The following is a 20,932-nucleotide window of genomic DNA, read 5'->3' as shown; positions in this document are numbered from 1 at the left end:
CCACAACGACGCGCTCACTCCGCGGCGGGCACCGAGGTGATCAGACGTCGGAGGTCGTCGGCGTCGTGGAGGTCGGCGGGATGCAGGGTCCGGTCGTGGCGCACGTAGTAGAAGGCCGCGCGGACCCGCTCCAGCGGTGTCCCCGACAACTCCGCCCACGCCAACCGGTAGGCGGCCAGCTGCACCGACACGGCCCGCATCCGGTTCGGCCCCGGTGGTGAACCGGTCTTCCAGTCCACCACCGTCCAACCGCCGTCGTCGTCGCCGAAGACGGCGTCCATCCGGCCGCGCAGGGCCACTCCGTCGATGTGGGTCTCGAAGGACACCTCCACCCGGTGCGGGACGCGATCGGCCCACGAACCGCTGCGGAAAGCGCTCTTGAGCTCCTCGACATCGGCGTCCGGCTCCGCCGAGTCGTCGGAGGAGCCGGGAAGCTCGTCGAGGTCCAGCAGCGCACCGTCGAAGAAGTAGTGCTCCAACCAGGCGTGGAAGTCGGTCCCGCGCCGGGTCACTGGGTTCGGCGGCGACGGCAGCGGACGCCGCAGCCGCCGCGCGAACTCGTCCGGATCACCGGCGAGCTCCACGAGCTGGCTGACCGACAGCTGGTCGGGCAGCTGCACCTCCTCGCGCTTGCGCGTGGAAGCGCGTTCGGCCAGCAGCACGTCCACGTCCCGAGCCCAGCGCCGTGCTTCCTCGTCCTCCGGCTCCTCCGGCTGCGGCTCCTCCGGCTGCGGCTCCTCCGGCTGCGGCTCCTCCGGCTGCGGCTCCTGCTGCTGCCCGGCGTCCAGCGCGGCCCGTACGAGTTCGGCCCCCTCGGTGACGGCCTCCCGGCGCCGCCCCAGCGGGTCGGCCGGCCACCGGGCGCTGGGGGCCTGGTCGTCGAGCGGGTTCGTCGCCTCGTCGTCGGGCTGGGGACTCCAGTGCTCGACGCGGTCGCCCAGCACCTCGGCGACCTCGGTCAGGAAGGCCGACGGCCCCTTGGGCTTGCCACCGCTCTCGCCCCACCAGTGCCCGGACACCAGCAGGGCGCGCTCCGAACGGGTCAGGGCGACGTAGAGCAACCGCCGCTCCTCGGTGAGCTTGCGCTGCTCGAACTCCTCCTCGTGAACCCGGAGCTCGGCCATGAGCTCCTTGCGATCCAGTCCCCCCAGCCGGTCGGGGTCCAGTCTCGGCAGGTCCGCGGCGTCACCACGCAGCCCCGCGGGCAGATCGGTCACCGACCGCAGCCAGCTGGACGCCTTGCGCCCGCCGGGGAAGACACCGTGCACCAGGTGCGGCAGTGCCACGATCTCCCACTCCAGCCCCTTGGCCGCGTGCACGGTCAGCACCTGCACGCGGTCGTCGGCGACCTCCACCTCGCCGGGTTCCAGTCCGCCCTCGGCGTGCTCGGCCGCTGCGAGGTAGTCCAGCAGCGAGGGCAGCGTGGCGGCGGGGTTGGCGGTGGCGAACTCGTTGACCACGTCGGCGAAGGCGTCGAGGTGGGCGCGACCGACGCCACCGGGGCGGGCGATGCTCTCGATGTCGAGCAGCAGGGTGCGCTCGACGTCGGAGACCAGTTCGGACAGTGGTTGTTCGAGCCGGTGGCGCAGTGCCGCGAGCTCGGAGCCGAGGCGACGGATGCGCCGGAACCCGTCGCGGGAGTAGCGCTTGCCCTCGCCCGGATCGTCCAGCGCGTCCACGAGACCGGCCTGATCGGACTGTTCCCCCGGCAACGCCGCGGAGACGGTGTCCTTGGGGCCCTCGGACGCCGTGCTCCGGGTGGCGAGCTCACCGGCACGCTCGGACAGGGCGGCGAGATCGGCGGAACCGAGTCGCCAGCGCGAACCGGTCAGCAGCCGCATCGCCGCCGTGCCCGCGAGCGGATCGACCAGCACGCGCAGCGCGCTGACCAGGTCCCGCACCTCGGGTTCGTCGAGCAGCCCGCCCAGCCCGACCACCTCGACGGGCAGGTCGCGTTCCCGCAGCGCGGCGGCCATCTCGGTCATGTCGGCACGGCGGCGCATCAGCACGGCGGCGGTCGGTGGCGTGCCCGTCTCGTCCAGGCGCCGTTGCCACTGCGCCGCCATCCGGTCGGCCAGCCACTCGCGTTCCCGCCGGATGTCGTCGACGAGGACGCAGCGGATGTCGCCCGGTTCCGCGTCCTGCTCGGCGCGCAGCTCCCGAACGTCCAGCCCCGCCGCGCGCAGCGGCTCGGACACGACGTTGGCCAGTTCCAGGACCTCGGGCGGGTTCCGGAAGCTCGTCAGCAGATCGTGGCGCTCGGCGACTGCGAGCTCGGCGGGGTTCGGGCGGTTCGCGCCGAAACCGTCGAGTTCACCCGAAGGTGTGAGGCGCCGGGGGAAGTCCTCGGTGAAGCGCGGCAGGTTCGCCGCGCTCGCACCGCGCCAGCCGTAGATGGCCTGTGCCGGGTCACCGACCGCCGTCACCGGGATCGAAGTCTCGCCCCCGCCGAACAGGGAGCGCAACAACTCGCGCTGCGCGTGCCCGGTGTCCTGGTACTCGTCGAGCAGCACGGCGCCGAAGCGCTCCCGCTCACCGGCGACCACGGAGGGGTGTTCGGAAGCCAGCCGCGCCGCCAACGACATCTGGTCGGCGAAGTCCATCGCCGCCTCGATGCGCTTGCGGCGCGAGTACTCCTTCAGCAGCGGCAGCAGGGCCACGCGAAGCCGCTGGGCGGACGCGACCTTGAGCAGGTCCTGCGGGAGTGCGGTGCGTTGCCCCTTGGCGCGCGGGGCGTTCTCCACCACGTGGCAGAGCTTCTCGGCGTGCTCCCGGACGTCCTCCGGAGTGACCAGGTGCTCGGCCAGTTCCCCCGCCAGGGACAGCACGTATCCGGTGACCGTCGAGGGAATCTTGTCGGTGTCCAGGTCCTCGGTCCAGGTGGACACGACGCGGTGCGCGAGCTGCCAGGCCGCCGTCTCGGTCAGCAGCCGCGCTCCCGGCTCCACCGGCACGCGCAGACCGTGCTCGCCGACGAGGCGCCCCGCGTAGGCGTGGTAGGTCAGCACGGTCGGTTCGGTGGCCAGCACCGTCGACCGCAGCTCACCGGAGGGGTCCACCTCGTTGAGCAGTCCCGATCCCGCCAGCCGCCGCAGCCGCGCGCGCACCCGGTCGGCGAGCTGCCGCGCGGCCTTGCGGGTGAAGGTCAGGCCCAGCACCCGGTCCGGGGTGACCAGCTGGTTCGCCACCAGCCACACCACCCGCGCGGCCATCGTCTCGGTCTTGCCCGCGCCCGCGCCCGCGACCACCAGCGCCGGTTCGGGCGGCGCACCGGTGACGGCGGACTGCTCGGCCGTCGGCGGATGCTGACCCAGCGCGTGGGCGATCCGCTGTGGACTGATCACTGACCGACCTGCCTTCCCGACGAGTGCACGGGGCAACTTGTGCGGGCCGGGCACCGGGAGCAGTCCGAGTTCTGCTGAGCCAGGAACGACGGCCCGGTGCTGGATGCCGCCGCGTCGTGGACGACGTCGAGCCACACCCGCACCCGTTCCTCGTCGAGCCGCGGCTGGTCGCGCTCGACAGCGGCTCCGCTGCGGGCCTCGGGCTTGGCGACGTACAGCAGCCGGGCGCCACCGGGCTCGCCCCCCTCCTCACCTCCGAAGGCACCCAGCGCGGCGGCGAGCTGGTACACGGCCAGCTGCGGGTGTTGCTGCGCCTCGTCCTTGGTCACGGGGGTTTTCGCGGTCTTGACGTCGATCACCACCGGGCGCCCCTGCGCGTCGGACTCCAGCCGGTCCACCCGTCCGCGCAGCCGCAGCCACGGTCCGTCCTCATCACGCGCGGGGATCTTCAGGTCGAGGTCCCGCTCGACGCCGAGCTGGGTCAGCTCGCCCCGCGAGGAGTCCAACCACGTCAGGAACGCCTCCAGCATCCCCTCGACCCGCTTGCGCTCCTTCCTGGAGAACCAGGGGGCACCGGCGTCGACCGACTCCCAGGCCGTGTCCAGCTCCTTGCGCAACTGTTCGGCGTCGGCCCCTTCGGCGGCTTGCTGCACCAGGGCGTGCACGAGCGTCCCGGTGACCGAGGCCAGCTCGGCGGCGTCCTGACCACCGTGGCGTTCGAGCATCCACCGCAGCGGGCACGAGGTCAGCACCTCCACCGTGGACGGGCTGATCCTGGCGGGCTCACCCGCCTCGAGCAGCGGTTCCGCTGTGGACGGTTCGGGAAGGCCGTACCAGCTGTCCGGATGCGCGCCGGGGACGTTCTCCGCGGCCAGTCGAGCGAGCTGGGCGGCGGCCCGCTCGCGACGCCCCGGGGCGGCCTCGGCGTCGCAGACGACCTGCCGCAGCTCCCCGACCAGTTCGGGCAGCGACAGCCCTCGCTGCGGCTGCAGCAGCGGCCGCTGCACCGACTCGGGATCGTGCGCCACCCCCTCCAGCTCGTCGAGGAAGCGCGAGGGCCGGTCGTCCTCCCCGCGCACCGCGCTGACCAGCACCTCACTCCGTGCCCGGCTGGTCGCCACCAGCAGCAGTCTGCGCTCCTCGGCCAGCAGCGGTGCCGTGGCCGAGACCCGGTCCGTTTCCTCCACTCCGGACAGCACGTCGACCAGGTGTTCCGATCCCAGCAACGAACCGCGCTGCCGCAGGTCCGGCCAGGTTCCCTCCTGCACTCCGGGGATCGCCACGACCTCCCACTGCCTGCCACCCGCGGCGTGCGCGGTCAGCACCTCCACCGCCTCCCCCGCGGGGGCGGTCGGCGCCAGCGAGCTTCCCGAGATCTGCTGGCCGTCCAGCCAGTCGGCGAAGGCCGCCGCGTCCGCACCGGGATGGCGCTCGGCGTACTGGGCCGCGGCCTCGAACAACGCCACCACGGCGTCGAGGTCGCGGTCGGCCTGAGCACCGGAGAGACCACCCCGTTCGGTGCGACTCAGCCACTGCCGTTCGAGCCCGCAGGCCTTCCACACCTGCCACAGCGTGTGCTCGACGCCGCGGTGCCCGGCCTCGGCGCCGAGGCGCAGCAACTCGGCGACCCGCCGGGCGGGTTCGGCCGCGCCGTCCTCCAGCGCTGCCAGCCGGTCCCGGTGCAGCAGGACCTCGACGAGGAGGTCACCGCTGCCTCGTTCACCACCCTCGGCCGCTTCCAGCCGACGCAGCCCGCGACGCAGCCGCCGCAACGCCAACGGGTCCGCCCCGCCCAGCGGTGACCGGAGCAACTCGTCTGCGGCGTCGGCGTCCAATGCCTCCGGTCTGACGGCGCACCGCAGCAGCGTCAACAGGGGACGGACCGCGCCGCGCTGCGCCAGGGGCACGTCGTCGGCGGGCAGCGCCAGCGGAACCCCGGCGGCCAGCAGCGCGCGGCGCAACACCGGCAGTGACAGGCCGGTGGAGCGAACCAGCACGGCCATCTCCGACCAGGCCACCCCGTCGATGAGGTGGGATCGGCGCAGCTGGTCGGCCACCCACGCCGCTTCCTGGGCGGGAGAGGCCAGCACCCGCACCCGGAGCGAGCCGGGCTCGGTCTCCGCTCCGGTGAGCTCGCGCTGCGGGCCGGAGCCGGGTAGCCGGTCCACCAACCGCCGCACGCCGGTGCGGATCGCCGAGGGCATCCGGTGGTCGGTGGTCAGCACCGTCGTCCGGTCACCGTCCGGATCGGACTCCAGCAGGCAGCGCGGATCGGCCCCGCGGAACGACGACACGGCCTGGTCCGGGTCTCCGAACAGCAGGAACTCCGCGGACGTGCTTCCGAGGCGGCAGCACAGCTCGTACTGCTGCAGGTCCAGGTCCTGCGCGTCGTCCACCAGGACGTGACGCACGCGCTCGCGTTCGGCCGTCAGCAGCGCGGAGTCGGTGTCGAAGGCTCGCAGCGCCGCGCTCACCATCTCCTCGGCGTCCCAGGCCGAGGAGTGCTCGAGCAGCGCGCCCTGCTCCTCCCGGAGCTGGAACTCTCCCGCCGCCATCCACTCCGGACGTCCGTGGCTCCGACCGAGCTCGATCAGTCGCTCCGGGGAGAGTCCGTGCTTCTTCGCGCGGATCAGCATGTCCCGCAGCTCGTCGACGAAACCTTCCGCCGCCAGGGCCGGACGCAGCGCTTCCGGCCAGTCGCCAATGCCGGCCTCCAGCTCGTCCTTGTGCTGGTCGCGCACCCGGGCGTCCTTTTCCGGGCCGCTGAGCAGGGTGGGGCGTGGGAGGTCGTCGCGCGCGGCCTGCGAGCTCAGCACGCCGAAGGCGTAGGAGTGCACCGTGCGCACGAGTTTTTCCCGAGCTGTGTGGACTTCGGCCGAGTCGGTGACGAGCCGGGCGATCAGTGATCGCATCCGCAGCGCCGCATCGCGACTCGTGGTCAGCACCAGCACCGACTCCGGAGGTGCACCACCGCGAATCCGGTCGGCCGCCGCTTCGGCCAACAACGTGGTCTTGCCCGTGCCGGGGCCGCCGAGGACCCGCAGGAAGCCGCCGTCGTGCTCCAGCACCCGACGGGCCCGGGCGTCCCACGAGTACCGCTGTCGGCCCGCGTCGCCGCGGCGAACGAGAGCGGGAGCTTCCGTGGAGGTCACGACCACGATGGAACCATGCCGCGCCGCCGGACCGACGGAGGTGGGTCGGTACCGGCACGCCCGGTACCGGACGTGTGATCGCCGTCGGCGCCACCCGATTGAGCGAGCGGCGAAACCGCTGTTGCGCCAAAGTGTCGTCAGGGCGCCGGAAAACGCCGTCCTGCCCGCCTCCGGGTCGCACCGCCCGATCCGGTGAGCGGCTCGGAACCGACCAACACACGAACCTTCGCCGGAGGACACATGGGCACGATCGGACGCAGGCGAGCTCTTCGGCCGGGAGCCGTTCCGGCCGCGGTGTGCGCCCTCGCACTGGCCGCCGTCTCCGCCTGCGGAACCGGCTCCGCGCAGCACACGGACTCCTTTCCCGCTCCGAAAGCGGCTCGCGCACCGCAGCCCCCTCCCTCCGTGACACCGAAGCCGGTGGCGGCCTCGCCCTACCTGTATCCCTGGGGCGATCCCCCCGAGCCCGCCGAGGTGATGCGGTCCACCGGGATCGGCAGCTTCGCGATGGCTTTCCTGATCTCCGACGGCACCTGCAACCCGGCGTGGGGCGGCGAGCGGCCCCTGGACGGCCCCCAGCAGGACACGATCCGGGCCATCCGCGACGCGGGCGGTGACGTCATGCCCTCGATCGGCGGACACGGCGGCCCCAAGCTCGGCTTGGTCTGCCCGAACGCGCGGGCGCTCGCGGGGGCCTACCAAAAGGTGATCGACGCCTACGAGCTCGAGGCCGTCGAGATCGACGTCGAGGCAGCGGAGTTCGAGAGTCAGGCCGCCCAGGACCGCATCCTGAAGGCGCTGAACATCGTTCAGCGGGACAATCCCGAGCTGCGCACCGTCGTCACCTTCCCCACGGCCAAGGACGGGCCGAATTGGTGGGGCGAGCGGCTGGTCCGGCGAGGAGCCGAACTCGAAGCCGGCGTCGACGTGTGGACCGTCCTGCCGTTCAACTTCGGTGGGACCGACATGGTCCGCGACACCGTCAACGCCACCGAGGCGCTCCACGAGACCGTGCGGGGAGCCTTCGGCTACGGCGCCGCCGAGGCGTACGCCCACATCGGCATCACGTCGATGAACGGTCGGACCAACTCCGACGAGACCGTCGCGGTCGCCGATTTCCACGAGATCGCCGACTACGCGAAGAGCAAGGGGCTGGGGCGGTTGAGCTTCTGGGCGGTCAACCGTGATCGTCCCTGCCCCGACGGCGGCGCGGCCTCGTCCTCGTGCAGCGGCATCGACCAGCGACCCTGGGAGTTCACCGGGCTCGTCGCCGACTTCGGCGGCTGAGACCGTCCCCGGAGTAGGCGGCTGAACACCGCGACCGGCACTTCCGGGCGACCGGAGTCCGTGGACAACACCTCGGTGCGACGGTCGCGGTCTTGTAAGACCCCGGTTTCGCGCGAAACCGGGTCACCCCACCGGAACGGGTGACGCGTTTTCACCCGACTGGACTTCACGCGACTCGATTCACCCGAAGGAGTGGCAATCAACCCCGTTCGGCGCTCTGCGAGACTGGAGCCGTGGACGAGGAGACGCTGGAGCGGGTCCGATCGGTCGTCGCGTCGATCCCGCCGGGACGGGTACTGGGCTACGGTGACGTGGCCGAGCTCGCCGGGCTGCGCTCGCCACGGCTGGTCGGTCGAATGCTGGCCGAGGACGGCGCCGACCTGCCCTGGTACCGGGTACTGCGCTCCGACGGCACCACGGCCGGACACCTCCGGCAGCGCCAACTCGAGCTGCTGCGGACCGAAGGCGTCCTCGCCGACAACGGCCGCGTCGACATGCGCCGCCACCGCTGGGACGCACATCCGACCTCAACTCCCGGGGAGTCGCTCGGTGAGCAGGCGCACGAGTGAACCGGTCCTGGCGCGCTCGGGCATGACGTAGGGCAGTCCCGCTCGGGCGATCGGTGCTGCGGTGACCGGACCGACGCAGGCCAGCAGCACCCGTGAGCGCAGCGCCTCGTGCAGCTCCTCGCCGCGTCCCAGCCGCTGTGCCCGGTCCAGCAGGTTCGCCGCCGCCGGGGCACTGGTGAACGGCAGCGCGTCCACCCGACCGGCGACGATCTCACCGATCAAGTGGTCCAGCGCGTCGAGATCGAGCGGATCGGTCCACCGGTACACCGGGACCGCGATCACCTCGGCTCCGGCCGCGCGCAACTTCTCCCGGTACTCCGTCATGGGTTGGCCGTGCAGCTGCACGACGACCCGCTTACCGGCGAGGTCGTGCTCCAGCAGGTGGTCGAAGACCTCGGAGGACTCCTCCGAGGGAGCGCTCCACGCATCGGGCAGCCCGGCACCTCGGATGGCGCCGAGCGCCTTGGCCCCCCGAGCCAGCAACGTCGCCGAGCGCAGGTGTTCGACCAGCCCGGAGCCGAGTCCGTCGTGTTCGGCGGCTTCCAGCCAGCCCCGGAAACCGACTCCGGTGGTGGCGACCACGAAGGCCACCGGCGAGGCCAGCACCCGCCGAGTCGCCTCGGCGAGTTCGCCGTCCTCCGGCAGCGGGACGGTGTGCATCGCCGCCCCGTGCACCACGTGCGCCCCCTTCTTGGTCAGCAGGGCGCCGAACTCCTCGGCCTTGCGCTCGGCGGTCACACCGACGGTGCAACCCTCCAGCGGTCGGGCGGTCCTGTCGTCGTTCACGTCCTCATCGTCACACGAACGCGTCGCTCAGAGTACTTCCAGGACCGTTTGGGAGGCGTGTTCGAGACCACCCAGGGAGGCCGTGGTGGAGCGCGGGTGCAGGGCGTGGACCGCGAGGCGGAACAGCAGGGCACGCAGCAGGGCCTGCGGCCACTCGGCCAGGTGCGACCAGCGCTCCACGATGGCCGGGTCCGAGCCGCCCCAGGCCAGGGCGTCGATGACCGCGACGGCGGCCGCCCACTCGGCGGGACGCCAGTACGGGGTGAAGTCGATCAGCCCCGGTGCGACGTTGCCCGCGAACAGCACGTTGCCGAACAGGTCCCCGTGCACGACCTGGGGACGTAGCTGCATCTTGCGTCGCGAGGCCGCCAGCACGTCGTAGAGCCGACCGCCCTTGTCGGCCTGCAGCGGAAAATCCACCTCCGCCCAGGCCATTCGGTCGGCCAGCGCGTAGATGTCCTGGCGGGCGTCCAGGAAACGCGGACGCGCCAGGAAACCGCAGGAGGCGTGCAACCGCAGCGACATGGCCACGACCTCGTCGTGGCGGGGCTCGGGCCGGCCGATGAGGTTGCGGCTGGCCGACCACCCCGAAACCACCCACCGGCCGTCGGTGGAGCGCAGCGGCCTGGCCAGCCGGACCTCATCGGGTTCGAGGGTGCCCAGCGTCTGGGCGACCCACGCGGCCTCCGCGGTGTTGGCGACCGGCTTGAGCACGATTTCGTCGCAGCGCCATGCGACTCCGCCCTCCAGCAGTTCGGGTTCCTCGTCCCGCGCGCCGAATGCCGCGCGCACGTGCGACGGGGGTGGCTCCGGCGTTGCACTCACGAATGTGACGCTACCCGCAGCGTCCGGGATTCCGTGGCAGGCGCTCCGGTAAGTCGCCGGGTTTCCGACCGACTATTCGACGACATCGAAACGACACCGTCCACCGGAACCTGCCAGCTTCGCGTCGCACGTGATCAGGTCGGCGTCCCATTGTTCGGCGAGCGCCACATAGGCGGCGTCGCAAGCGGTGATGTTGTGGCGCAGGCCCCACATCCGCTCCATCAGGGGCGCGACCGGCACGCGGCGAACCGACGACCCTGCGAGATGGCGAAGGGCACCGGGTACGGCCTCGGCGAGAACGGCGTTCCCCTCGGCCACACCACGTAGTGCCGAAACGATTTCGGCATCAAAACGGGCCGGGGCGAACAGCGCGTGACCAGCTGACAAACGCCGCACGGCCTGGGGAGGACGCGGGGCACCAGCGACGTAGAAAGCGGTCAATACCGACGCGTCGACCACAGCCGGGCTCATGGGGCCTCACGTACTTATCGTGCGGCCGCCACGGCGTCATCCATCGACACACCGGTTCCCCGTGGTGGCGTGTAAGAAACCACGTACTCCGCCCTGTGCAGCACGCCGACCACTTCGGTCAGACGCTCCACCACGAAGGCGTTCGGGGACTGGTGGTTGTCCTCGGCGGCTCTGGCAAGAGCCGCGTGGACCTCGTCGGGAACTTCGCGCAGATTCATGCGAGCCGTGGTGCCGTGATGGCACCACATTTCTGCTCACGCCAGTCACCTACGTGCCCGGGCCGGGTTCCGCACGGACCACGCGCGGAACCCGGCCTCGACTCCTCAGTAAGTCGGCAGGCTTTGATCGATTTCATTGGCCCAGCCGGTAACCCCACCGCCGACGTGCACGGCGTTGGAGAAGCCCGCGTTGTGCAGGGCCGACAGCGCCTCCGCCGAACGACCACCGGTCTTGCAGTGCAGCACGATCTGACGATCCTGCGGCAGCTCGGCCAGCGCCTCCCCCGACAGGATGCGGTCCTTGGGGATCAGCGTCGATCCGTCGATCTTGACGATCTCGTACTCGTGCGGTTCGCGCACGTCGACGAGCTCGAACTTCTCTCCGGAGTCGAACTTGTCCTTGAGCTCGCGCGGGGTGATGGTGCTGCCCGCCGCGGCCTGCTGCGCGTCGTCGGATACCACGCCGCAGAAGGTCTCGTAGTCGATGAGCTCGGTGACCTCGTCGGCGCTGGGATCCTTGCGGATCTTGACCGTGCGGTAGCTCATCTCCAGCGCGTCGTAGATCATCAGCCGGCCGAGCAACGTCTCACCGATACCGACGATGAGCTTGATCGCCTCGTTGACCATGATCGAGCCGATCGAGGCGCACAGCACGCCGAGCACGCCGCCCTCGGCGCAGGAGGGCACCATTCCCGGCGGCGGCGGCTCGGGGTAGAGGTCGCGGTAGTTCGGCCCGTGGGCGTCCCAGAACACGCTGGCCTGGCCCTCGAAGCGGAAGATCGATCCCCAGACGTAGGGCTTGCCCAGCAGCACCGCCGCGTCGTTGACCAGGTACCGGGTGGCGAAGTTGTCGGTGCCGTCCAGGATCAGGTCGTAGTCCCGGAAGATGTCCAGGGCGTTTTCCGAGGTCAGGTGCGTCTCGTGCAGGTTGACCTGGACGAGCGGGTTCACCTCGGCGATGGAGTCCTTGGCCGACTCGCCCTTGGAGCGGTTCAGGTCGGACTGGCCGTGAATGATCTGACGGTGCAGGTTCGACTCGTCCACCGCGTCGAACTCGACGATGCCGAGCGTGCCGACTCCGGCCGCGGCCAGGTAGAGCAGCGCGGGGCTGCCCAGCCCACCGGCACCGATCACCAGCACCTTGGCGTTTTTCAGGCGTTTCTGCCCTTCCATCCCGACATCCGGGATGATCAGGTGGCGGCTGTAGCGCGCGACCTCGTCCTTGGTCAGCTCCGCCGCGGGTTCGACGAGCGGCGGGAGTGTCACCCGGGTTTCATCGCCGGACATCTCCGAGCTCCTCCTCAGTGGTCCTTACCTCTCCGGAAGCGGCACCCGTGGGATGCCTCCGGACGGTCCGTGGCGGCGCCCGCTCCGCGGACGCCTCACGGAGAGTGCAACGCAAGACTGGCCCATGGTCTTCCCTCGCCCAAGGTACTCCCATCATCCGGGAGGACAGCCGGATTCAGGCCCCGCCCCGGACGTTCGTGGGGTGCAACAGGTCACGCAGGACCGCTGCCGGAGCGGTGACCTCGCCGGAACCGCTCAGGCGGCGTGGTTGCCCAGCGGGAAGGGCCACGCGTTCGGCTTGCACACGAACCCGTTGGCCGGGATCTCGGTGCCCTGCGAGACGCGCTCGTTGAGCTTGTGCAGCTCGTTGTTGGACACGCTGAAGGTCTGCTGCATCATCACCGGCGCGAGCTCGCCCTGCTCCGTGCAGGCCACGTGATCGTTGTCGAGGACGTGCCCGACCTCGTGGTTGACCACGTAGCGCCGGTAGGTGCCGATGTCGCCGTCGAAGGCGACCGCGCCGCGCACCCACCGAGCGGTGCTGATGTAGACCCGCTCCCCGATCCGGCAGGAGGCGTCGTAGGGCAGCCCGTTGCCGTATCCGCAGACCTCGCGCGCGGTGTTCCGGCTGACCAGCGTGACCCGGAAATCGGGGCGTGGTCCCTTGGCGTCCACCCGCTGCAGCGAAATGCCCCCGGCACGCGGGTTGGTCCAACTGCGCGGATCGGACAGCGTCTGCTCCGCCAGGCGCGCGAAGGAGTCGTTGCCCTCGATGAGCTCGACACCGGTCTCGATCTCGATCGTGTACCGGTAGAGCTTGCCGGAGCCGATGCGCGGCGAGGTACCGGGCATCACCTCGAACGTGCCGGCACCGGTCTTCGGAACCGGCCCGCCCGGCGGGAGCTCGGCGGAGAACAGCTTCGGCTCGTAGGTCTGACCGCGAGGAGCCTCGGTGAGTTCCGGAGGATCGAGCACGTCGGCCGAGGTCGGGGCCGCACCGGCCGAGCCCTCCCCCGAGCTTCCGCGCGGGGGTTGAACGATCTGCGTCACCGCCAGCGCGGAAATCACCACCAGCAGCGGAACGACGTAGAGCCCCCAGCTGTATCTGGAGATCAGTCGACGCCGCCGCGAACCGGGCTCCGGTTCCTCCTCCGGGGTGGGATTCCACGAGGCCGCCAGTGGTTCGCCCCGTCCACCGGTGGAGCGTTCGTCGGGGGAATCACTCGGTTCTTCGATCGGCCCACGCACCCGACCAGGGTGTCACAGCACGGCACGGCGAGCAGCTTCGCCCGGCACCCTGCGTGATCGAGCGAACCGACGGGAGCGGTGTTCTCACCAGGCCTCCGCGCGCACCGCCGCGCACATGCCCAGCACCGCCCTGGCCAGGATCGACGGGCGCTCCATCTGCGCCACGTGACCGGTTCGCGAAAGCACGAGCAGTCTGCCCCGTGGGAGCTCGCGAGCCGTGCGCCGCGCCTTGCGCACGCTCATCACACGATCCCGCTCGCCCCACACCACCAGCGTCGGAGCCTCGACCCGGCGCAGCGTCGACCACAGCGACGGATCGAGCAGCCACGAACGAATCAGGCAGTGCGTGGTGCTCGCCAACGCGGACACCGCCCAGGGCAACCGGTCCCTGGCGACGAACTCCTCGACGGTCTCCTCCACCCGGTTGGCCGGTACCGAGTCGGGATCGGCGAAGCACAGTCGAATCAGTCGCTGCACGCGCTCACGCGCGCTGGTGGCGGCCAGCTGGCGCCGTGCCCTGGCACCGATCAGCGGCAGGTAGGCCACCGCGAGCCGACCGTCGGAGATGCGCCGCAGGCTGGGACGCAGGTCGGGCACGGCCGGGGAGATCAGGGTCAGGGTCGCGACCAGGTCCGGACGCCGGGCGGCGACCTCGACGGCGACGGCTCCGCCGAAGGAGTTGCCGACCAGGTGCAGCTCACCCGCGTCGAGGTGTTCCAGCAGCCCGATCACGATCTCGGCGTGCGCGTGGTGGGTGTAGTCGAACCCCTCCGGGGGCTCGGTGAAGCCGAACCCGGGAAGATCGACGGCGACGGTGCGCATTCGGGATCCGAGCAGATGGCCCAGGTCGGTCCAGTTCGAGGACGAACCGGCCAGGCCGTGCAGGAACACCGCCGTGTCCGCGAGCGGATCCGGCCCGGGCTTCTCGCGGACGAACAGCTGTTCGCGTCCCAGCGAGGTGTCGATGTCGAGCAGTCTCCCCTCCGCGGGGCGAACCGTGGTGTCGACCGCGGGCAACTCGGACTCGGACAACGGCGCCGCGGGAAGCACCCCACGCCGGCGCAGCGGACGCAGCCGGGGGCGTGGTAACTGGGCTCCGGGGGGAGTCTGGGAAGAGTTCACCGTCACGGCTTCCAGGATGCCCAATCCGACGCCTTCTCGCCGGTTGTCGCGCACTCCGGCGAACAGCACCACGAGACCCCACTACCGAGGGGTAAAGTCGGGGGTCCCGGTCGGACAATCACCGCCCGGGGGGCACAGCATGATCCGGGTGGAGGCCACATGACCGAGACCGCGCAGCACGGTACCGAGCAGCCGACGCGAGGGGGTCGGCTTCCTCGGGACGCGCGCCGGGCCCAGCTGCTTGTGGCGGCTCAGCACGTGTTCGTCACCAACGGCTACCACGCGGCCGCCATGGACGACATCGCCGAGCGGGCCGGAGTCAGCAAGCCCGTGCTCTACCAGCACTTTCCCGGGAAGCTGGAGCTGTACCTGGCACTGCTGGAAAAGCACGGCGCCGAACTGGTGCACCGGGTTCGGCACGCCATCGAATCCACCCCGGACAACAAGCAGCGCGTGCGCGCTGCCGTCGGTGCCCTCTACGAGTTCGTCGACGGCGAGGACCAGGCGTTCCGGCTCGTGTTCGAGTCCGACCTGCGCGGGGAGCCCGCCGTGGAGCAGGCGGTCGAAGGCGCGCTGTCGGCCTGCGTGGACGCGGTCGCCGAGGCTGTCACCGCCGACGCGGGACTCGACCACGACCGTGCCCGACTGCTCGCGGTCGGACTGGTCGGTCTGAGTCAGGTCACCGCCCGTGACTGGCTGGACAACAGCCAGCACTCGATTCCTCGGGAAGAGGCCGTCAACCTCATGTCCACCCTGGCCTGGAAGGGCCTGGCCGGTTTCCCCCTCCAACACGGTTGATCGGCGAAAAGCCCGGTCACCGCGCAGGTACCGGATAGCGCCCCCTCGGTCCGGAGAGTAATCGCGTACCCGACGTGGCCGAGCGGGCTGGTTCCCCGCGAAACCGCGTTTTCGCGGTACTGCACCCGGGCCCCCGGACGCCACGGTGACGCCACGACCGACCCGCCCGCCGGCCGGCCGGCCTGTGGCGAACCCAACATGTTTTTGCACTTTGAGAAATTTTGCGCGCCGTGCAATCATAGTCGTGTGGCGATGACGGGAGAGGAATCCGGTACCGGGCTGCGGGAGCGCAAGAAGCAGGCCACCCGGCACGCGCTCCAGCGCGCGGCGCTGCGGCTGGCGACGGCACACGGCGTGGAGCAGGTCACGGTCGAGGCGATCAGCGAGGACGCCGGGGTCTCGACACGGACGTTCTTCAACTACTTCGGCAGCAAGGAAGAAGCGCTGGTCGGCGACGGGACGGGCCTTCAGCGCCGGGTGCGCGCGGCGCTGGAAGCCGCACCCGATCAGCCGCTGCTGCCGATCCTGCGCCGCGCCCTGCACGAGGCGGCGGCCGACGTGGTCGACATGCGGGAGGACATGCTGCTGCGCAAGCAGCTGCTCTCCGACAATCCGGCGCTGCTGCCACAGCACATGGCCAACTTCGCCGCCGGCGAGCGAGCCATCGCCGAAGCCGTGGCCGAGCACCTCGGTGCCGACTCCGAACACGAGCTGCGTCCCAAGCTGGTGGCGGCGACGTTCACCATGGTGGCTCGCGTGGTTTTCCAGCACTGGCACGGCAGCAGCGACTCCGAGCTCGCCGCGCTGATCGACGAGGCGTTCGACCGACTCGAAGGCGGTCTCTAGCGCACACCGCCCCGGCAACCGGCCCGCACCGACCGAGGGCGTCACCACACCCACGTTCCACGACCGACACCGCCCTGCCGGCGATGAGGAGTTTCGTTGACACACGCCGCGCCCTCGCGCGCCCAGAAATCCGGTGGCGAGCCCGCTCCACCTCCCCAGGAGGAGGTGCAGCTGAGCCGGGGACGCATCTGGCTGATCTTCGTCGGCCTGATCCTGAGCATCCTGCTCGCGGCACTGGACCAGACGATCGTGTCCACCGCGCTGCCCACCATCGCCGGGGACCTGCACGGCTTCGACCAGATCTCCTGGACGGTGACCGCCTATCTGCTCGGTCAGGTCGTCACCATGCCGCTGTACGGCAAGCTGGGCGACCTGCTCGGCCGCAAACCCGTGTTCCTGTTCTCCATCGGCGTGTTCCTGCTCGGATCGGTGCTGGCGGGGATCGCGCAGTCGATGGAGACCTTCATCGCCTTCCGCGCCCTACAGGGCGTCGGTGCGGGCGGACTGATGGTCGGCGCGCAGGCGATCATCGGTGAGATCACCAGCCCCCGGGAGCGCGGGCGCTACATGAGCCTGCTGGCTCCGCTGATCGGCATCGGCACCGTGATCGGACCGCTGCTGGGCGGGTTCTTCACCGAACAGCTGAGCTGGCGCTGGATCTTCTACATCAACATCCCGCTGGGCGCGATCGCGGTCACCGTGGTCAGCCTGGTGCTCAAGCTCCCCCGCAACGATCGCACCCCGCGAATCGACTATCCCGGGGCCGTGCTGATGGGCGGAGCGGTCACCTGCCTCGTGCTGATCACCAGCTGGGGCGGCACCGAGTACGCCTGGGACGGCCCGACGATCCTCGGGCTGCTCGCCGGGTTCGTCGTGCTGACCGCGGGCTGGTTCTTCGCCGAGCGCCACGCCCCCGAACCGGTGCTTCCGCTGCGGCTGTTCACCGACCGCGTCTTCGTCGTCTGCGTGGCGCTGGGGCTGGCCGTCGGGCTGGCCATGTTCGGCGCCGTGACCTACATCCCGACCTACCTGCAGATCGTCGGTGGCGCCGGAGCGACCAACTCGGGACTGCTGATGCTGCCCATGGTCCTGGGCATGATGGGCGCGTCGTTCCTGACCGGGCAGCTGATCACCCAGTTCGGGCGCTACAAGATCTTCCCGATCTACGGCACGGTGCTGGCCGGCGTCGGGATGTACCTGCTGTCCACGATGGGCGTCGACACCACCCGCGTGGAAGCGGGCGTCTACATGGTCTTCCTCGGCGCCGGTATCGGTTCCATCATGCCGGTGCTGACCACGGCCGTGCAGAACTCGGTGCCCCGCTCCGACCTGGGGACGGCGACCTCCGGAGTCAACTTCTTCCGTCAACTCGGCGCGTCCGTGGGCACCGCGCTGGTGGGAACGCTGTTCAACAGCAGGCTGTCGAACCAGCTGGACCAGGCGCTGCCGCCGGAGTTGGCCGAGCAGGCCTCGTCACACGCCAGCAGCATCACCCCCGAAGCGCTGGAGAGCATGCCGCCACCGCTGCGCGACGGCTTCATCGAGGCGTTCGCGGGGGCACTGCCACCGGTGTTCCGCTACTTCGTTCCGCTGCTGGCGGTGGCGTTCGTGCTGGCGCTGATGCAACGGGAGAAGCCGCTGGGGACCACGCGCAACGCCGAGACCGGCGCGTCCGCCGAGTCGGCGGAGGCGGTCGAACCCGCCCCCGCGGCTCCCGATCCGGAAACCACCCGGCCGACCACCGCCGTGCAGGATCGCTCCCTGCCGGGAGTGCGCGGGCAGCTCCGCGACACCGCGGGCCGCGCCTTCGGCGGTGCCACGGTAACCGTGATCGACTCGGCCGGTGGGCAGGCTGCGCGCACGTACACCGATGACACCGGCGGCTACGAACTGAGCCTGCCGGGTCCCGGCAACTACCTGCTCGTGGTCTCCTCCGACAAGCGCGAGCCCAGCGTCGAGGCGGTCACCGTCGACGATCGGACCATCCAGCACGACGTGACCGTGGACGGCAGCGGAGCCGGTGCGGTCACCGGCACCGTCACCGGGGCCGGAAATCGCGGCGTCCCGGCAGCCACGGTGACGCTCACCGATGCCCGGGGCGAGGTCCTCGACGTGGCCACCACCGGGCCGGAGGGTGACTACACCATTCACGGGGTCGACGCGGGTTCCTACACGCTCACCGCCTCGGCTCCCGGTCACCAGCCCGCTGCCGCCGCCATCACGCACGCCGAGCAGCACACGCGTCGCGACATCGCGCTGTCCGCGGCAGGCCGGGTCCGGGGCACCGTGCGAGCCCGTGCGGACGGCACGCCGCTGACCGAGTTGCGACTGATCCTGCTCGACGAGACCGGCACCAGCATCGCCGTGACCACACCCGATTCCGACGGCAGCTACGCCTTCGACGGCCTCACCGGAGGCGGCTACACCCTGGTGGCACGCGGCCCCGAACCGGAATCGGCCGGTTTCCGCCTGGCCGCGGGCGAGCACGCCGATCACCACATCGAGTTGGAGTACGACACCGAGGGAAGCATCACCACCGCGACCTCGGCGGCCCCGTGACCACCGGGAGCCCGTGACCGTCGAGGGACGACGACAGGGCGGGCGGCGGAGCCCGAAGTTCCGCCACCCGCCCCCTAAGCAAGCCAGCCAGTGAGCTCTCAGGTCAGCGGCTGCGTTTCTTCCCGCCTACCGGTACCAGCGGCGTCGTGTCGCAGCGGCACTCGTCCTCGGAAACGGCCACGGCGCTGATGGTCGGGCCGTCGCGCAGGCCGGTGGTGATGGTTTCGCCCGCCTGGGCGAACTTGACCCACTGGGCCCACTCGTCGGTGAAACCGACCTCCTCCTCGGACTTGCCCATGGCCGCGCGCAACGTGCTGGCCAGCCACTGGGCCACCTCGTCCGGAGTCTGCAACACCTCGGCGGCGTCGAGCCGGGTCGGGCGCTCGTGGGCGGGCATGGCCGTGTTCAGCGGCGCATCCTCGACATAGCCGTGATGGTGGTGGACACCGCTTGCGTGCTGTCCCACGGGTGATCCTTTCGTCCGGCCGGTTCGCCCTCCCCACGGTACCGAAGACGAACCGGACGGCGTCTCATCCGCGCACGGCGGCGCGGACGACACCGGCGATACGCGCTGTGACCTCGTCGGCGCGCTCCAGCGGCAACATGTGCCCCGCCCCGGCGTAGACCATCAGCTCGGCCTCCGGAACCGCGTCGGCCATGCGCCGGGCGTGCGCGTAGGGGCACAACCGATCGTCCAGCCCCACCAGCACCACCGCGGGCACCGACCGCAAACGCTCCAACGCCCCGGTCCGATCGTGCTCGGCCAGCGACTCGCGGAAGCCCGCGAAACTCGCCGGATGGCACCCGGCCACCCACTCGGCCGTGACCGCGAGGTCGGCGGAGGCGGGCCGCGAACCGAACAGCAACCAGCGCAGCCCGGGACGCATCCACGCCGAGCGCTTGCCCACGACAAGCCTGCGCGAGGCGGCCAGCCAGGAGCGCAGCAGGCGCTCCCCCGCGTTGAACACGGCGGCCACCGGTTTCGGCAGCCCCAGGCCGGGCTCGGCCAGCTCCCCGGCCGAAGTCGCCACCAGCGCCGTCCCGGTCACGCGGTCGGCGAACAGCCGCGGGTACCGCTCGGCCAGGGCCATGATCGTCATGCCGCCCATCGAGTGCCCGGCCAGCACGATCGGGCCGTCGGGGACGTAGTGGCCGATGACCTCGGCGAGGTCATCGGCGCAGCGCTCGATCGTGGCCGTGCCCGCGGGCGACGGATCGGAGTCGCCGTGCCCGCGCAGGTCGAAGCGCACCGTGCGCACCGGTGTTCCGACCTCGGAGGACAGTCCGGGCGACACGCGGTCCCACGTGTGCCTGCTCAGCGTCCACCCGTGCACGAACACGACGGTGACCGGCGCGTCCGCCACGTCGTCGACGTGCACCCGGAGTCGGGTTCCGTCGCCGGTGGTGAACGTGTTCGGAGTGAGTTGTTCGACGGTCACCGGATCAACCCCGCCTTCTTCCACCAGATCATCCCGGACTTGCCGATCATCCCGGCCTCCTGGAGGAACGGCATGATCTTCTCGCCCATCCAGTGGACGGTGTCCTGCCAGTTCGGGTTGTTCATCGCCACCCGGTAGGCGTCCCTCGGACGGAGCCCGACCGACTTGTAGAGCCGGGGGTTGACCAGCGCGGCGACGATGCAGAACGCCACCACGGCCGTCATCTGCTGGTGATAAGCGCGCTCGGCGGCGTTGCACTCCCGCATCCGGCGCACCACCTCCTCGCGGGCGAAGGTGACGTGACGGGCCTCCTCCATCACGTGGATGCGGTTGACCATGCGCACCAGCGGCTGGACCTCCTCGTCGTACATCTGGTCGCGCTGCAACCGGTCCAGCACCTCCTCGGCCACGAGCACCGACGCGTACGCGGAGGGTCCCTTGACCAGCGTAGGCAGGATCTTGCCGCCGTGGTGCAGGACCGGGATCGGCCCGTACGCGGGAGCGCCGATCCGCTCGCAGGCCTTGCCGAACATGGTCATGTGGCGGCACTCGTCGGCGATCTCGGTCAGCGCGTAGTGCACCTGATCGGTGCGGGGGTCCTGGCTGTAGACATCCTTGATCAGGATCTGCATGAGCAGCATCTCGAACCACAGGCCGTTCGAGGCGAGGCTGGCGAACTCGTGCTTGGTCAGTTCGATGCGCTGCTCGTGGGTGAGCTGCTCCCACAGCGAGGTGCCGTACAGCGTGCTGCGCTTGAAGGGGATGTAGGGCTGGGACTCGGCCAGCGGAGCGTCCCAGTCGATGTCCACCTCGGGGTCGTAGCTGCTCTTGGCCGAGGATTTGAGCAACCGGGCCGCGGTCTTCTCCCGCTCGTTGACCTGGAGGGCCTTACTCATGGCGTGCTCACTCTCCCTGCGGACGACCGCAGTGAACAAGTGCGACGAACAATTGCGTGTTACTTCGAGTAACAGTTATCTTGGG

At 70.6% G+C, this 20,932-nt stretch carries 17 protein-coding genes; 5 read left to right on the top strand and 12 right to left on the bottom strand.

What is annotated here, in order from left to right:
• Nucleotides 1-14 precede the first annotated feature (14 nt).
• Together FHX42_RS01615 and FHX42_RS01610 are read right to left on the bottom strand one after the other, a co-directional pair.
• The gene (locus tag FHX42_RS01615) at nt 15-3,344 is read right to left on the bottom strand and encodes an ATP-dependent DNA helicase (protein ID WP_182542379.1); all 3,330 of its coding nucleotides are present in this window, start codon (nt 3,342-3,344) and stop codon (nt 15-17) included.
• A complete protein-coding gene (locus tag FHX42_RS01610) occupies nt 3,341-6,496 on the bottom strand; it encodes an ATP-dependent helicase (protein WP_182542377.1) in 3,156 nt (1,051 codons plus the stop codon). The genes FHX42_RS01615 and FHX42_RS01610 overlap by 4 nt, the downstream gene beginning before the upstream one ends.
• A gap of 240 nt (nt 6,497-6,736) precedes the next feature.
• Here FHX42_RS01610 and FHX42_RS01605 point away from each other — a divergent pair, with 240 nt between their 5' ends.
• Together FHX42_RS01605 and FHX42_RS01600 are read left to right on the top strand one after the other, a co-directional pair.
• The gene (locus FHX42_RS01605; protein WP_182542374.1) at nt 6,737-7,783 is read left to right on the top strand and encodes a chitinase; all 1,047 of its coding nucleotides are present in this window, start codon (nt 6,737-6,739) and stop codon (nt 7,781-7,783) included.
• 233 nt (nt 7,784-8,016) lie between these two features.
• Nucleotides 8,017-8,352 carry an MGMT family protein gene (locus tag FHX42_RS01600; RefSeq protein WP_182542373.1) on the top strand — a complete coding sequence of 112 codons (336 nt, stop codon included), beginning with the start codon at nt 8,017-8,019 and terminating at the stop codon, nt 8,350-8,352.
• Here FHX42_RS01600 and FHX42_RS01595 read toward each other — a convergent pair.
• From FHX42_RS01595 to FHX42_RS01565, 7 genes are all read right to left on the bottom strand, one after another.
• Nucleotides 8,311-9,138, bottom strand: a complete 828-nt coding sequence (locus FHX42_RS01595; protein ID WP_182542371.1) for a uroporphyrinogen-III synthase — start codon at nt 9,136-9,138, stop codon at nt 8,311-8,313. The two genes, FHX42_RS01600 and FHX42_RS01595, sit on opposite strands and share 42 nt — an antisense overlap.
• Nucleotides 9,139-9,165: 27 nt before the next feature.
• Nucleotides 9,166-9,963 carry a TIGR02569 family protein gene (locus FHX42_RS01590; RefSeq protein ID WP_182542369.1) on the bottom strand — a complete coding sequence of 266 codons (798 nt, stop codon included), beginning with the start codon at nt 9,961-9,963 and terminating at the stop codon, nt 9,166-9,168.
• 72 nt (nt 9,964-10,035) lie between these two features.
• Nucleotides 10,036-10,434, bottom strand: coding sequence for a type II toxin-antitoxin system VapC family toxin (locus FHX42_RS01585; protein ID WP_182542367.1), 399 nt, complete (start codon nt 10,432-10,434; stop codon nt 10,036-10,038).
• A gap of 14 nt (nt 10,435-10,448) precedes the next feature.
• Complete coding sequence (locus FHX42_RS01580; RefSeq protein ID WP_182542365.1) at nt 10,449-10,652, bottom strand: toxin-antitoxin system HicB family antitoxin; 204 nt, start codon at nt 10,650-10,652, stop codon at nt 10,449-10,451.
• Nucleotides 10,653-10,757: 105 nt separating this feature from the next.
• Nucleotides 10,758-11,939 carry an adenylyltransferase/sulfurtransferase MoeZ gene (moeZ, locus tag FHX42_RS01575; RefSeq protein WP_182542364.1) on the bottom strand — a complete coding sequence of 394 codons (1,182 nt, stop codon included), beginning with the start codon at nt 11,937-11,939 and terminating at the stop codon, nt 10,758-10,760.
• Between the two features lie 255 nt (nt 11,940-12,194).
• Nucleotides 12,195-13,187 carry a DUF3152 domain-containing protein gene (locus tag FHX42_RS01570; RefSeq protein ID WP_328795839.1) on the bottom strand — a complete coding sequence of 331 codons (993 nt, stop codon included), beginning with the start codon at nt 13,185-13,187 and terminating at the stop codon, nt 12,195-12,197.
• A gap of 84 nt (nt 13,188-13,271) precedes the next feature.
• Nucleotides 13,272-14,381, bottom strand: a complete 1,110-nt coding sequence (locus tag FHX42_RS01565) for an alpha/beta fold hydrolase (RefSeq protein WP_328795838.1) — start codon at nt 14,379-14,381, stop codon at nt 13,272-13,274.
• A gap of 87 nt (nt 14,382-14,468) precedes the next feature.
• Here FHX42_RS01565 and FHX42_RS01560 point away from each other — a divergent pair, with 87 nt between their 5' ends.
• The 3 genes from FHX42_RS01560 to FHX42_RS01550 all read left to right on the top strand — a co-directional run bounded on the left by FHX42_RS01560 (nt 14,469) and on the right by FHX42_RS01550 (nt 18,512).
• Nucleotides 14,469-15,107, top strand: coding sequence for a TetR/AcrR family transcriptional regulator (locus tag FHX42_RS01560; protein WP_182542362.1), 639 nt, complete (start codon nt 14,469-14,471; stop codon nt 15,105-15,107).
• Between the two features lie 252 nt (nt 15,108-15,359).
• On the top strand, nt 15,360-15,953 hold the full coding sequence (locus tag FHX42_RS01555; RefSeq protein ID WP_235986969.1) for an acyl-CoA-like ligand-binding transcription factor: 594 nt from the start codon (nt 15,360-15,362) through the stop codon (nt 15,951-15,953).
• Nucleotides 15,954-16,049: 96 nt separating this feature from the next.
• Nucleotides 16,050-18,512 carry an MFS transporter gene (locus FHX42_RS01550; RefSeq protein WP_182542359.1) on the top strand — a complete coding sequence of 821 codons (2,463 nt, stop codon included), beginning with the start codon at nt 16,050-16,052 and terminating at the stop codon, nt 18,510-18,512.
• Nucleotides 18,513-18,615: 103 nt separating this feature from the next.
• On the opposite strand, the gene FHX42_RS01545 is transcribed toward FHX42_RS01550, so the two are convergent.
• The 3 genes from FHX42_RS01545 to FHX42_RS01535 form a co-directional block, all read right to left on the bottom strand.
• A complete protein-coding gene (locus tag FHX42_RS01545; protein ID WP_182542358.1) occupies nt 18,616-18,978 on the bottom strand; it encodes a hypothetical protein in 363 nt (120 codons plus the stop codon).
• A 64-nt stretch (nt 18,979-19,042) separates the two neighbouring features.
• Entirely contained in the window at nt 19,043-19,951 is a 909-nt protein-coding gene (locus FHX42_RS01540) for an alpha/beta fold hydrolase (RefSeq protein WP_182542356.1), read from the bottom strand.
• Nucleotides 19,948-20,847, bottom strand: coding sequence for an AurF N-oxygenase family protein (locus FHX42_RS01535; protein ID WP_182542355.1), 900 nt, complete (start codon nt 20,845-20,847; stop codon nt 19,948-19,950). The genes FHX42_RS01540 and FHX42_RS01535 overlap by 4 nt, the downstream gene beginning before the upstream one ends.
• Nucleotides 20,848-20,932: the final 85 nt, after the last annotated feature.

This window comes from Halosaccharopolyspora lacisalsi, assembly GCF_014137975.1.
Lineage (GTDB): Bacteria > Actinomycetota > Actinomycetes > Mycobacteriales > Pseudonocardiaceae > Halosaccharopolyspora > Halosaccharopolyspora lacisalsi.
The sequence above is the reverse complement of the archived record's forward strand: the minus strand, read 5'-3'. Positions and strand labels throughout refer to the sequence as shown.